The organism is Corynebacterium sp. LK10 (assembly GCF_008042455.1).
GTDB lineage: Bacteria > Actinomycetota > Actinomycetes > Mycobacteriales > Mycobacteriaceae > Corynebacterium > Corynebacterium jeikeium_D.
Genome location: NZ_NOVT01000009.1, coordinates 16,742 through 29,545, shown reverse-complemented (window position 1 = coordinate 29,545; position 12,804 = coordinate 16,742). Strand labels below are relative to the sequence as shown.

12 protein-coding genes are annotated in these 12,804 nt (G+C 59.7%); 6 read left to right on the top strand and 6 right to left on the bottom strand.

From position 1 onward, the window contains the following. Nucleotides 1-6 precede the first annotated feature (6 nt). Nucleotides 7-456, bottom strand: coding sequence for a MarR family winged helix-turn-helix transcriptional regulator (locus CHU70_RS03455; protein WP_049172172.1), 450 nt, complete (start codon nt 454-456; stop codon nt 7-9). Nucleotides 457-715: 259 nt separating this feature from the next. Here CHU70_RS03455 and CHU70_RS03450 point away from each other — a divergent pair, with 259 nt between their 5' ends. The 5 genes from CHU70_RS03450 to CHU70_RS03430 all read left to right on the top strand — a co-directional run bounded on the left by CHU70_RS03450 (nt 716) and on the right by CHU70_RS03430 (nt 5,446). Continuing rightward, a complete protein-coding gene (locus CHU70_RS03450; protein WP_147719479.1) occupies nt 716-1,996 on the top strand; it encodes an MFS transporter in 1,281 nt (426 codons plus the stop codon). A 120-nt stretch (nt 1,997-2,116) separates the two neighbouring features. Further along, entirely contained in the window at nt 2,117-2,845 is a 729-nt protein-coding gene (locus tag CHU70_RS03445; RefSeq protein ID WP_042388208.1) for an amino acid ABC transporter ATP-binding protein, read from the top strand. Nucleotides 2,846-2,860: 15 nt separating this feature from the next. Further along, the gene (locus CHU70_RS03440) at nt 2,861-3,802 is read left to right on the top strand and encodes a glutamate ABC transporter substrate-binding protein (protein ID WP_070429293.1); all 942 of its coding nucleotides are present in this window, start codon (nt 2,861-2,863) and stop codon (nt 3,800-3,802) included. Nucleotides 3,803-3,821: 19 nt separating this feature from the next. After that, nucleotides 3,822-4,508: an amino acid ABC transporter permease gene (locus tag CHU70_RS03435; protein WP_042388211.1), complete on the top strand. Its 687-nt coding sequence runs from the start codon at nt 3,822-3,824 to the stop codon at nt 4,506-4,508. Beyond that, nucleotides 4,508-5,446 (top strand): amino acid ABC transporter permease, encoded by a 939-nt coding sequence (locus CHU70_RS03430; protein ID WP_016421416.1) that lies wholly within the window; start codon nt 4,508-4,510, stop codon nt 5,444-5,446. Before CHU70_RS03435 ends, CHU70_RS03430 begins: the two co-directional genes overlap by 1 nt. A gap of 216 nt (nt 5,447-5,662) precedes the next feature. On the opposite strand, the gene CHU70_RS03425 is transcribed toward CHU70_RS03430, so the two are convergent. Beyond that, on the bottom strand, nt 5,663-7,474 hold the full coding sequence (locus tag CHU70_RS03425) for a BCCT family transporter (protein WP_147719478.1): 1,812 nt from the start codon (nt 7,472-7,474) through the stop codon (nt 5,663-5,665). A gap of 209 nt (nt 7,475-7,683) precedes the next feature. On the opposite strand from CHU70_RS03425, the gene CHU70_RS03420 reads away from it, so the two are divergent. Further along, nucleotides 7,684-9,270, top strand: coding sequence for an alkaline phosphatase (locus tag CHU70_RS03420; protein ID WP_070595804.1), 1,587 nt, complete (start codon nt 7,684-7,686; stop codon nt 9,268-9,270). Nucleotides 9,271-9,306: 36 nt separating this feature from the next. Here the strand turns inward: CHU70_RS03420 and CHU70_RS03415 are convergent, their stop codons facing one another. From CHU70_RS03415 to thiO, 4 genes are read right to left on the bottom strand one after another with little or no spacing between them, the layout of a single operon-like run. After that, on the bottom strand, nt 9,307-10,506 hold the full coding sequence (locus tag CHU70_RS03415; protein WP_049172156.1) for a ThiF family adenylyltransferase: 1,200 nt from the start codon (nt 10,504-10,506) through the stop codon (nt 9,307-9,309). Further along, complete coding sequence (locus tag CHU70_RS03410) at nt 10,506-11,390, bottom strand: thiazole synthase (RefSeq protein ID WP_197737677.1); 885 nt, start codon at nt 11,388-11,390, stop codon at nt 10,506-10,508. Before CHU70_RS03410 ends, CHU70_RS03415 begins: the two co-directional genes overlap by 1 nt. 2 nt (nt 11,391-11,392) lie before the next feature. Next, entirely contained in the window at nt 11,393-11,626 is a 234-nt protein-coding gene (gene thiS, locus CHU70_RS03405; RefSeq protein WP_070560520.1) for a sulfur carrier protein ThiS, read from the bottom strand. Nucleotides 11,627-11,639: 13 nt separating this feature from the next. Next, on the bottom strand, nt 11,640-12,803 hold the full coding sequence (gene thiO / locus CHU70_RS03400; RefSeq protein ID WP_222865563.1) for a glycine oxidase ThiO: 1,164 nt from the start codon (nt 12,801-12,803) through the stop codon (nt 11,640-11,642). Between the last annotated feature and the right edge of the window lies 1 nt (nt 12,804).

The following is a 12,804-nucleotide window of genomic DNA, read 5'->3' as shown; positions in this document are numbered from 1 at the left end:
CCGCGGTTATCTAGGCCATGGATGACCACGCATTTCTTCCACGCCCTCGTTGAATTTGCGCATCAATCGCACGAACTCCGCGAGCTCCGAGTCTTCCCAGCCATGCGTAATGTCATCGACGGTATTCTTACGCGCCTCAATCTCCCGGTGCAGCAGCTCTAGCCCCTTGTCGGTCGCGCTATGCACCTTCGCGCTTGACGACGGCGCGGACCTCTTCGCGATATACCCCTGCCGCATGGCGGCGGCCAGCTGGCGATGCACTGTAGAAATGTCCAGCCCTAGTGCATCGGAGAGCTCGGCGACCGTCATATCCGGCTGTGCTTCCAGCCTAGCCAGCAGTGCTGCGGCGGAGCGATCCAACAGGATGTCCTTACGATGTGGTCGGTAGCCGCTGGAGCTCACCCGGGATAGCAGCATGTTCTCGTAAACGAGCGCGGCCAGGTCGTCGTTTCGCACGGTGGCAGTCAATCCTCTTGTCGCCTTTATGTCGGCCCTTTAATGGGCCTGCGGGATGTATCTGTTTGCTGAACAGCCCCTATTCTAGCGCGCCACGGATGCGGTTAAGGCCGAAAAAGCACATTTGCATCATACAAACCAATTGTTATAATTCGAGCCCTAACTGCATTTTTGCATGATACAAATGCCGGAAAGCAGTTTCGCCAAAGCACTAATTCCACGATCGTTTTCAAACGAGAAAAGAGACCGCATCTTCAGCATGACAACGCATACGACCACACAGAACAGGCACAAACAGAACGAGCAGGACGAGCAGCACGGGCAGGACAAGCTCTTCTCCCCCGCGTTCATCATCAGCTGGCTGATTAACTTCAGCATGTACCTGGTGTTCTACCTTTCAATCACGGTCATGGCGCTCTACGCCGTCCAGCGCTTCTCCGCCTCCGATGCCGCCGGTGGCTTCGCCGCCAGTTCTTTCGTGGTCGGCGCCACCATCGCTCGTCTCTTTTCCGGCTACTTGGTGGACACCTTCGGTGGTCGCAGAATCATGCTTGGCTCGCTCGCTGTCATCGTGGCGGCCTGCGCCGCCTACATGTGGGCCGCATCCCTGCCGGTCTTGATTGCAATCCGCATCATCCACGGCCTGACCTACGCATTCGCCTCCACCGCCGTGATGGCCGCCGCCCAGACCGCTATTCCGGCTTCGCGCCGCGCAGAGGGTACTGGCTATATCTCGCTCGGCACCACCCTGGCCACAGCGATTGGCCCAGCTCTCGGCCTGGCCCTTATTGGCTCAGTCGGCTACAGCGTCCTCTTTGCCACAGCCCTCGGCCTGTCCATTGTCGGACTGGTGCTGGCACTCTTTCTGCCACAACACAACGGGCCCGCCACTGCGGAAACCAAGGCCGAGGCCACCGAGGATTCGTCGGCAAGCGAGACGAAGCGCACATTTTCCTTCGATGACATCATGACGCCGAGAGTGGTGCCGATTGGCCTGTTCATGCTGCTCATCGGCCTGGCGTATGCGGGCGTGATTACGTTTTTGAACCGATACTCGCAGCTGGGCGGCCTGACTAGGGGCGCCAGCTTCTTCTTCATCGCCTATGCGGTGGCGATGATGGCGGCACGTTTCTCACTGGGACGCCTGCAGGATCGCCGCGGCGACAACCCCGTCATCGCCATCGGCCTGGTGTGCTTCACCATCTCACTGCTTGTTCTGGCTTTCGCAACCGCTGACTGGCACGTTATCGCCGCCGGTGCGCTCTGCGGCCTGGGCTACGGCACGCTGATGCCGGCCTGCCAGACCATCTCTGTGCACCTGGCCCCGGCACACAAGTTGGGCACGGGCATCTCGACGCTGCTCTTGCTTGTCGACGCGGGCATCGGCCTCGGCCCAATCGTGCTTGGTTCGGTAGCCGCCACTATGGGCTTCGACAAGATGTACGCAGGCCTGGCGGTTGTGGTGGTTCTCGCGGCCGTCTTCTACTGGTTCGTGCATGGCCGCAAGCCTGTTGCGAGGCGCCATCGCGTGGATCTTTAGAACTAATTGGTGTGCAGTCACTTTTTACAGGTGAATATCGGACAAGGAACACCGATAGCAGTTATGTGTCGTGAGTCACCTATACTTTCCCCCATGACTGAATCATCCACACCACAGAGCATGATTTCGATTGCCGAGGTGAACAAGCACTACGGCGATTACCACGCTTTGCGCGACATCAACCTGGAAATCCCAGCTGGCCAGGTCGTAGTTATCCTCGGCCCCTCCGGCTCTGGTAAATCCACACTGTGCCGAACCATCAACCGCCTGGAAACCATCGACAGCGGCGAAATTCGCATCAACGGCAAGCTCCTTCCCGAAGAAGGTAAGGAACTCACCCGCCTGCGCGCTGAGGTCGGCATGGTCTTCCAGCAGTTCAACCTCTTCAGCCACATGACCATTCGCGACAATGTCACGTTGGCCCCACTGAAGGTCCGCAAGATCTCCAAAGCCGAGGCCCGCGAGCGTGCGGACAAGCTGCTCGCCCGTGTCGGCATTGCGGAACAGGCTGACAAGTACCCGGCGCAGCTCTCCGGCGGTCAGCAGCAGCGCGTCGCCATCGCACGCGCCCTGGCCATGGACCCGAAGGTCATGCTTTTCGACGAGCCCACCTCCGCGCTCGACCCGGAAATGATCAACGAGGTCCTCGATGTCATGACCGACCTGGCCAAGGGCGGCATGACCATGGTCTGTGTCACCCACGAGATGAGCTTCGCCCGCCGCGTGGCCGACCGCATCCTGTTCATGGCCGACGGTGCGATTGTCGAAGACACCGACCCGGAGACCTTCTTCACCAACCCGCAGAGCGATCGCGCCAAGGACTTCTTGGCCAAGATCGTCGGACACTAGGCGGGGCTGGTCACCATGAAGCTTTCACTATTACGAGGAGGCCGGGGACGCAGTCGCAACCAGGGCCGCCGAGGTGTCGTCGGCAAGCGAGTTGCGGCGGCTGTCGTAGCTGTTGCCACGACGATGAGCCTCGCGGCCTGCGGTAGCAGCGGACCCCGAAACCTGCTGGCCGATATCGAAGCCGGGCACGTGACACTGGGTACGAAGTTTGACCAGCCGGGTCTCGGCGAGCGCACCCCGGACCGTGAGTTCGCGGGCGTCGACAACGATGTTTCCCGCTACGTCATTGAGTACATCGCCAACAAGAACGGTTGGGATGTGCCCGAGATGGAGTGGCGCGAGACCCCGTCCGCTCAGCGCGAGACGCTGATTAACAACGGCGAGGTCAACATGATCGCCGCCACCTACTCCATCAACGCTGGCCGCCTGGCTGCCGTCGACTTCGCCGGCCCGTACCTGGTCACGCACCAGGCACTGTTGGTGCGCGGTTCCGAGGGTATCCAGGGGCTTGACGACGTCGCCCCGGGCACTCGCCTGTGTTCTGTATCCGGCTCCACCCCAGCGCAGAAAGTCAAGGACGCTCTACCGGAGGTGCAGCTGCAGGAGTTCGATACCTACGCCGCGTGCGCGGAAGGTGTGAAGCAGGGTGTCGTCGATGCCCTGACTACCGATGCAACTATTCTCGCGGGCTTCGCCCAGCGCTACAAGGAGCGCTTCGGCGACGACTTCCGCGTGGTCGAGCTGCGCAACCCCGATGGTTCCTACTGGACCAATGAGTACTACGGCATCGGCCTGCCCAAGGGTGATGATGCCAGCCGTGAGGCCATCAATGAGGCGCTGGAGTCGCTGTACGACACCGGTGAGCTTCAGAAGATCCTGAAGAAGCATTTGGGCGACAAGTTCGAGCTCGACGACAAGCCGGCAATCGGCGATCTGTCGTTCGTAGAGAAGAAGTAGGAAGGGGTGCGAGCAAACAATGAATCCAGAACTATGGAGTGAAATGGGGCCGGAACTGCTTCCGGCTTTCTGGGTAACCATCAAACTGACGATTGCTTCGGCAATTGGTTCCCTGATTTTTGGCACGCTTCTCACCGCTATGCGCGTGAGCCCCGTGGGAATCCTACGTACCCTGTCGACCTGGTACATCAGCATTGTCCGCAATACCCCGCTGACGTTGATTGTGCTGCTGGCCTCGATGGGTCTCTACTACAACTTGGGGCTGCTGCTGGCTGCGGAGAATGACTCCTTCATTGTCAAGCAGAACTTCCGTCTCGCGGTGTTGGCGTTTGTTGCCTACACCTCGTGCTTCGTTGCGGAGTCCCTGCGCGCCGGTATTAATACTGTGCCGTTCGGTCAGGCCGAAGCCGCCCGCTCCCTGGGGCTTAGCTTCGGCCAGAGCTTCCGCTACATCATCTTCCCGCAGGCGTTCCGTGGCGCTATCGTGCCGCTCGGCAACACCCTGATCGCGCTGACCAAGAACACCACGATTGCCTCGGTAATCGGTGTGGCTGAAGCGTCGCTGCTGATGAAGACCATGACCGAAAACTACGCCAGCGATATCCTGATTATCTTCGGCATCATCGCTGTCGGCTTTATTATTCTGACTCTGCCGACCGGCCTGTTCTTCGGCTGGGCTGGCAAGCGATGGGCGGTGAAGCGCTAATGGCTACTCGCGCAACAGTTCTTTACGACGCGCCGGGCCCCAAGGCTCAGCGCTTCAACCGAACCCTCACCTGGATCGTGGCCGCAATCACCGTTGCGATTCTCGCCTGGGTGGGAATGAAGCTGGCCGACAAGGGCCAGTTCGAGGCCAATAAATGGTCGTTCTTCCTCGAATCCACAACCTGGACCACATACATTCTGCCCGGTCTGGTCAGCACCATTGTCGCGGCTGTCGTCTCTATTGTGTTGGCACTGGTTATTGGCGCTCTCCTGGGCGTCGGCAGGCTGAGCCCGGTCGCACCGGTGCGCTGGCTGTGCTCGGTGATTGTCGAGTTCTTCCGCGCCATTCCGGTGCTGGTGCTCATGCTGTTTGCCTACTCGGTGTTCGCGCTTTGGCAGCTGTTTCCGTCGAACTACCTCGGCTTTGCCGCCGTTGTGTTTGGCCTGACCATGTACAACGGCTCCGTCATTGGCGAGACACTGCGCTCCGGCATCGAGTCGCTGCCGAAGGGCCAGCGTGAGGCCGCGATTGCGCTGGGTCTCTCCCACCGCCAGACGATGGTCACTATTTTGCTGCCGCAGGCAGTCGCCGCCATGCTGCCGGCGATTATCTCGCAGATGGTCATTGCGCTGAAGGACTCCGCGCTGGGTTACATGATTGGCTACGTCGAGGTTGTCCGCTCTGGCCGCCAGCTTGGCGAGTACTACGGCGCCATGATTCCATCGCTGGTCGTCGTGGCGATCATTCTCATTGCCATCAACTTCGGCCTGGCCAACCTTGCCGAGCGTATCGAAAGCCAGCTCCGCGCCGGCCGCGCCCGCCGCAACATCATTGCGAAGGTCCCGCATCAGCCTGACGTCGGTGTCACCACCAAGGACCAGGCCAACGTGGATTGGCACGATGAGGACTACAAGGACCTCCGAGGCACCTACGAGTAGAGCTAATCACGGCTTAACGCCACACTTGCTTTACGACGAACACAGCGACGCCGCCCACGGAAACTGCTAAAGGTTTCCGCTGGGCGGCGTTTTTATTTGGCTACAGCCTTTGCCTTCGCTCTTATCGATGAGCTACTCACTGATGGACAGGCTCCAGTGCATCGATAGGTGAATAGCGTGGCCACAAGTGCCGGGCACTACTGCGACCGTGCTCTACTACGACTCAGACTTCGTCCCCGACTCCTCTAATTCCTCCGATTCCGACTTTTCGCCAGACTCAAACTCACCTTCAACGACCACATCGGACTGAATAACCAGACGTCCCTCTTCATCGTGGGTGTACTCAAAGCGCGGCAGCTCATTGCCCTCTTCGTCGTAGCCCGGCGCGGGTGCGGCTTCGTGCTTCTCCAACTTCTCCGGAGTATCGGTCTTCTCCCACTGGCGGGTAACCGGCTTGCGCACTGCCATGTGGTCATCACTCATGCCTTTGACCAAGGAGTACATCATCACAAAGTGGAGGAAGAAGAACGGTACACCGATAACAATCACGGCAGACTGCAGCGCTTCCAGTGCGGTTTCACCAGAAATCAGCAGCAGAGAAGCTGCCACAGCACCAATCATGACGCCCCACAGCACGCGGTAGAAGGTCGGAGCCTTGTTTTCCTCACCGGTGGACATCATGTCCATCACCATCGAAGCGGAGTCAATGGAGGTGACGAAGAAGATCATAATCACAAAGAGCGCAAACACACTGACAAGGGTTGCCAGTGGGTACTGCTCCAGCAGGATAAATAGAGCCGGCGAGGGATCCCCTCCTTCGACGACTGGTTCCGTCAGAATGCCCGGCTGCTCATTTTCCAGTTCGAAGCCAGCGCGGCCGAAGATAGAGAACCACATGATTGACACGATTGTCGGCAGTGCAATCACACCGGCAATGAACTGACGCACAGTACGGCCGCGGGAAATACGGGCGACGAACATGCCCACAAATGGCGACCAGCAGATTGTCCAGGCCCAGTAGAAGACCGTCCAGGCGCCCTGTTTCCAATTCGGGTTGACGTCGTAGGAGTCAGTCCAGAACATGATGCGAGGCAGCGCATCCAAGTAGACACCCGCCGTATCGACGGTCTGGCGCAGCAGCGTCAATGTCGGGCCCATGAGCAGCACGAAGACCATCAATGCCATGGCGGCCCAAATGTTCGCATTGGACAACACCTTAATACCTTTGTCCAGACCGCGGGCCACGGAAATCGAGGCAATCACAATAATGATGGCAATCAGAATGAGCTGCACCATCGAGCTTTCCGGGGTACCGATTACACGTGCAGCACCGGAGTTAATCTGCAGCGCACCCATGCCCACCGATACCGCGATACCGACGACGGTACCGATGATGGCGACGGCGTCGATAAGCTTGCCCGGCCATGAGTAGATGCGGGTACCGAGCAGCGGCGCGAAGATGGAGGAGACGCGCGGCGGCAGGTGACGCTTGTAAATGAAGTACCCCAGCGCGAGCCCCGGCAGCGCCATGATGACCCACATGTGAATACCCAGGTGGTAGATGGTAAATGCCATCGCAGTGTTCTGAGCTTCGCGGCTCATCGGCTCTTGACCGAACGGCGGGTTGTAAGCGTGGTTGAGCGGTTCAGCCACGCCCCAGAACATCAGCATGGAGCCAGTACCACCGGCGAAGAGCATGCCGAACCACTCGGCGATGGTGTATTCGGGCTCTTCGTCATCATCGCCAAGCTGGATGCGTCCGTAGCGGGACACAAACAAGCCGATGAGGAAGATAAAGCTTGCCGAGACACCACCGATGAACAGCCAGCCCATGTTAGACGTAACCCAATCGGAAGCGGCCGAGTAGGCATCCCGAGCGGTATCCCCCAGCGCTATGGTCACTGCCACAAAGAGGACAATGAAACCCATCGCCGTCGTGAAGATCAACGGGTCGGTCGGCAGGTTCTTAAGAAAACCGCCCGACTTCTTTTCTTGCGTTTTTACTTGTGGCGTTTGTGTAGATCCCATTATCGGGGTCAGCGCCTTTCACTTCTAGATTGTTTGTCTCAGAAAAGACAGCTCGGAAGACACATTCCTCCCAAGTCGGTTATCTACGTTACAAAAGGAAGCCCAGTCATTCTCAATAACTAAGCCTTTGTTCTGTAATTGCGACTTTTTCCTTCGAGTTCACGCTGGTTTAACTGAACGTCAAAGTGGAAAACCTATCGTTCGACTCCATGCAGCTTTCCCGTCGCAGCGCTCTACGTTTAGGCGCATCCACCGCACTTGCCACTTCAGTCACGCTCGCTCATGCCTCTAGAGCTGCGGCTTCAGCTACACCGGGTTCGCCGTCACTGGCCTCCCCAGGGTTACTGCGTTCTCGGCCACAGCTCACCCACGGCGTTGCAAGTGGCGATATCCGCGGCGACGGCGCATTAATTTGGGCTCGCTCAGACCGCCCCGCCCACATGGTGGTTGAAACTGCTGCAACTGAGAGCTTCCAGAATGCCAAGGTATTCCGCAGTAACTCTCTGTTAACTCCAGACACTGACGGCACCGGACGTCTACGTGTCGTCGGTCTCGAACCGGGGCAGGAAATCTTCTATCGCGTCACGCTCGAAGAGGCAGATACTGGAATCTGCTCTGATCCCGTTATCGGCACCTTCCGTACTGCCCCCAACCGCGCATCCAACATCCGCCTGCACTGGTCCGGCGATGTCGCAGGACAGGGTTGGGGAATTAACGACGAGATCGGTGGCTACACCGGCTTTTCCACCATGCTGGAGCGCAATCCAGACCTATTCATTCACTCAGGCGACACCTGCTACGCCGACGGTCCGCTGGAGGAATCCGTCACGCTTTCCGACGGCACTGTGTGGCACAACCATGTCACTCCGGCCAAATCCAAAGTTGCTGAAACCCTCGAGGATTATCGCGGCCAGTACTCCTACAACCTCATGGACAAGAACTACTTGGCCTTCAATGCGCAGGTTCCGCAGCTGGTCCAGTGGGATGACCACGAAACAGTCAACAACTGGTACCCCAACGAAGTCCTAGACGATGATCGCTATACCGAGCGCGATGTCAACACCCTGGCCAAGCGCGCCTACCAGGCTTTCCATGAGTGGCAGCCACTTGATCAGCAAATGGCTGTTGATGGGCGCGTATACCGCAAGGTTTCCTACGGCCCTTTGCTAGACATCTTCATCCTGGATATGCGCAGCTACAAGGGAGAAAACACTTCCAATAATCCGCGCTCGACAACCGAAGAACCAATCCTTGGCGAAAAGCAGACAAACTGGTTAATCGACTCCCTCAAGGACTCCCGCGCGACGTGGAAGATTATTGCCAATGACCTACCGCTTGGAATCATTGTCCCCGACGGCGACGATGGTGACCAAGAAAGCGTATCCAATGGTGCCGCCGGTACGCCTGCAGGCCGTGAGCGTGAAATCGCTCGCCTGCTCAGCGCCATTAAAGATGTTTCAAATGTCGTTTGGCTCACCGCCGATGTGCACTACACCGCGGCTCACCACTACAGCCCCGAGCGCGCACAGTTCACTGACTTCGCGCCCTTCTGGGAATTCGTCTCCGGTCCTCTCCACGCGGGCGCTTTCGGCCCCAACGAAATGGATCCGACCTTCGGGCCGAAGGTGGAATACGTCCACGCTCCGGGTAAGGACAACGCCAACGCCGACCCCACGCAGGATTTCCAACACTTCGGTGAAGTCGACATTGACGGCGACTCGCGTGAGATGACTGTCCGTTTGCTCACCACCCGTGGCACCGAGTTGTGGTCGACGACACTGAAGCCACAGGCGTAAGCACACTGTTCAACTGGGCATGGCGGTAGCTGCTAATTAGTGCGTTCCACCACGCTTTACGACGGTCTCCTGCCCCGCAGCCTGCCAGGCCACAATACCTCCGTCCAAGTTGATGAGCTCCGGCGTGGCACCATCAGTCTCGACCTCACCAGCCAGCAGCTCAATTGCCTGCTGCGAACGGGCACCCGAGTGGCAGTGAATGACAACTCGTGGGGAGTTCGGCTGGAGGTTCCGCTCAGCCCACGCTTCGCGAATCGCAGCCCACCTACGGCTGCGAATTTCGCCGAGCGGTACAAGCACCGATCCGGCAATGGCGGCCTCTGCATACTCTTCGGGCTCGCGTACATCGATAAGAGGCACGCCCTCGGCGAGAAGCTCACGCACTGCATGAGGACCAACGCTGCGCACATTCTGCTCCGCGCCGTCTTCATTTTCCGACCACGATGCTGCGCACACCTGCGCAATTTCGGTCAGGTCGGAAACGGGTTCGCGCTCCGGGTCGGTTGCAAAGGACAGTGTGCGGGTGGTTGCCTCCAAAGCGTCGATAAGCACGAGCTTGCCGACGGCGGCCTTGCCGACACCGGTGAGCACCTTGATTGCTTCGACGACCATCATGGAACCAATCTGACCGACCATTGCGCCGAGAACCCCACCTGCGGCGCACGACGGCACGGAGCCGGGGTCGGGGATGTCGGGGTAGAGATCGCGAAGCATGGGACCGCAGCCCGGCCAGAACACAGACAGTTGCCCTGCAAACTGCAGGATTGTGGCCCAGACCAGCGGGGTTCCGGTCAGCTCCGCAGCATCGGAAGACAGATAGCGGGTGGCGAAATTGTCCGCGCCGTCGAGCACTACATCGTGAGTGGCGAAGAGCTCCTCAGCATTGTCGACGCTTAACCTGCCGACGATTGCGGTCACCGATGCCTCGGAGTCAAGGCGCCGCACGGCATCCGCGGCAGATTCGGCCTTCGGGCGACCAATGTCGGACTCACGGTGAATGACCTGGCGCTGAAGATTGGACTCGTCGACCACGTCATCGTCAATGATGGTGATGTGCCCGACCCCTGCCCCGGCCAGGTACAACAGCGCAGGCGATCCCAAGCCACCAGCTCCGATGACGAGGACGCGGGAGGCTCGCAAAGTTCGCTGCCCCTCGGCACCAAAGCCCGGAAGTGTTAGGTGCCGGGCGTACCGGCGCAGGTCGCGGTCCGAAAGATTGACCCCCTGCTCAGCCATTACAGAGAATCCTGCTCGCGTGCGCCGCTGACGCGCTCAGTGATGATGCCCTCAAACGACGAGCTCGCCTGGGCTAGTCGACGCCGTGGAATGCGGCCGGACTCGCGAGCAGTCAGTCCTGCCTCAACGCCGAAGCGCATCGCCGTGGCCATGCCCACCGGATCATGTGCACGGGTCACTGCGGATGCCAACAGCACTGCATCGCAGCCAAGCTCCATCGCCTGAGCTGCCTCAGACGCGGTACCGATGCCCGCATCCAGGATGATGGGCACATTCGCGCGGTCCACAATCAGCTCGATGTTGTGTGGGTTAAGAATGCCCAGACCAGTGCCAATCGGCGAGCCCGCCGGCATGACAGCTGCACAGCCCAGATCCTCCAGCCGCTTGGCCAGCGCCGGATCGTCGTTGGTGTAGGCGAAAACGACGAAGTCGTCAGCTACCAACTGCTCCGCTGCCGCAACCAGCTCGACCGGGTCCGGCAGCAGCGTGTCCTCGTCGGCGATGACCTCGAGCTTTAGCAGATTGGTCTCCAGCGCCTCGCGGGCCAACTGCGCAGTCAGCACCGCGTCACGAGCGGTATAGCACCCCGCAGTATTCGGCAGCGCCGCAATATTGTTGCGCTGCAGAATCTCAAAAACGTTCTGCTTCGTGCCGGGCGTAAAGCGGCGCATCGCCACCGTAGTCAGCTCGGTGCCCGAAGCCACCAGCGCGCGCTCCAGCGTATCCATGCTGGTCGCACCGCCAGTTCCCATAATCAGACGGGAGTTCAATTCCAACCCGCCAATGCGCAGCGGTTCCCGTGTAAGTTCGCGCGTCAGTTCGCTCGCCGCCCCGGTTTCGTTTTCCTGTGCGGACATATTTTCCTGTGCGGACTTCTCAGTCATCTCTAGCCTCCCTGAACTGCTGTCACGATGTCGATTGCACCTGCCACGGGCGTGGTCGCCCACTTGGCACGCGGAATCACCGCACCATCCACGGCTACTGCAATCCCCAGGCGGGTACCGTCCGCGGCGGTGCCGTCGTCGTTAAGCGCGTGCCCCGTGTGCTGTGCGACGAGATCTGCAACCATCTCCCCCGCAGCCGGTGTGTAGCCTTCGCCATTGAGTGTTGTGGTGGACATAAGCGAGCCTCCTCTAGTCACTGAAGCGGAATGGATTGACGGCGGAAAGGAGCGCCGGGTCGTTATCATTTTCTCGACCGGCGACGACATCGGCGGTGAGCTTGGAACCGATAGCCGTAAGCAGAATGCCGTGGCGGAAGTAGCCGGTGGACACGGTCAGTCCTGGAGCCACGCGGCCAATCATGGGGACATCGTCCGGGGAACCCGGCCGGGCGCGGGCGGTCATCTCGTAGATTTCGCAGTCGAGAATGCCGGGCACCAGGCGGTATGCGTCGCGGAGTAGCTGGTGGACTCCTTCGGCGGAGACGCCGGTCAGGTCATCTTCGCGCGAGGTGGCGCCGAGCACGACGGTGCCGTCAGCACGCGGGACGATATAAACCGGACGCCCCTGAACCACACCGCGAATAGTGCGGTTGACCAGCGGCTGCAGGCGCTCCGGTACACGCAGACGCAGCACATCCCCATAGACCGGGCGCAGTGGCAGATTCAGATTCTCCGGCAGACCGGTGATATCGGCGGTGTTCAACCCCGCAGCCAGAACGACCTCATCGGCGAGGTAATCATTTCCGTCCGCACCGCGCAGACCGATGGCGCGGTCGGAAGCGTAGATAACCTCTTGCGCGCGGGTGCGGATGACACGGTCTCCCAGAATGCTCAGCAACGCCTCGGCGAGCAGACGCGGATTGACCTGGTGATCGCCTGGAATATCCACCGCACCAACACAGCCCGGCCCCAGTGCCGGTTCTGCCCGGCGCGCCTCGGTTGCCGTGATGCGGTTGATTTCCATACCTATGTCATGCTGCAACTCAACGAGCTCGCTAAGGGTCTGCCGGTCGGCGGCATCACCCGCACAAACGAACGTGGAATTCTCGATGTAGCCGACATCGTGGCCTGATTCCTCAGCGATGTTCTGAGCAAAGTCGCGGTAGAGCTTGCCCGACTCCACCATCAGCGGATACAGCGTCGGCTGATCCCACACAACTTCGGCCACCGGCGCCAGCATGCCCGCTGCGGCGAAAGTTGCGCCGGAAACGGGCTCGGCATCGAGGACGGTCACACCGAATCCCTGGCGGAGTAGTCTCCATGCCGTCGCCAAGCCAATAATGCCCGCGCCTGCGATAACAACGCTTGACGACGTATCCCCTGTGCCACCCTCACTTGTCGAGGCAGCACCCATA

Bases quoted from the DNA above. Each gene is read 5' to 3' on its own strand.
- CHU70_RS03430 (WP_016421416.1), top strand. From the start codon at position 4,508: ATGGCTACTCGCGCAACAGTTCTTTACGACGCGCCGGGCCCCAAGGCT.
- CHU70_RS03445 (WP_042388208.1), top strand. From the start codon at position 2,117: ATGATTTCGATTGCCGAGGTGAACAAGCACTACGGCGATTACCACGCT.
- thiS (WP_070560520.1), bottom strand. From the start codon at position 11,626: ATGTCCACCACAACACTCAATGGCGAAGGCTACACACCGGCTGCGGGG.
- CHU70_RS03440 (WP_070429293.1), top strand. From the start codon at position 2,861: ATGAAGCTTTCACTATTACGAGGAGGCCGGGGACGCAGTCGCAACCAG.
- CHU70_RS03435 (WP_042388211.1), top strand. From the start codon at position 3,822: ATGAATCCAGAACTATGGAGTGAAATGGGGCCGGAACTGCTTCCGGCT.
- CHU70_RS03415 (WP_049172156.1), bottom strand. From the start codon at position 10,506: ATGGCTGAGCAGGGGGTCAATCTTTCGGACCGCGACCTGCGCCGGTAC.
- CHU70_RS03450 (WP_147719479.1), top strand. From the start codon at position 716: ATGACAACGCATACGACCACACAGAACAGGCACAAACAGAACGAGCAG.
- CHU70_RS03420 (WP_070595804.1), top strand. From the start codon at position 7,684: ATGCAGCTTTCCCGTCGCAGCGCTCTACGTTTAGGCGCATCCACCGCA.
- CHU70_RS03410 (WP_197737677.1), bottom strand. From the start codon at position 11,390: ATGACTGAGAAGTCCGCACAGGAAAATATGTCCGCACAGGAAAACGAA.
- CHU70_RS03425 (WP_147719478.1), bottom strand. From the start codon at position 7,474: ATGGGATCTACACAAACGCCACAAGTAAAAACGCAAGAAAAGAAGTCG.
- thiO (WP_222865563.1), bottom strand. From the start codon at position 12,803: ATGGGTGCTGCCTCGACAAGTGAGGGTGGCACAGGGGATACGTCGTCA.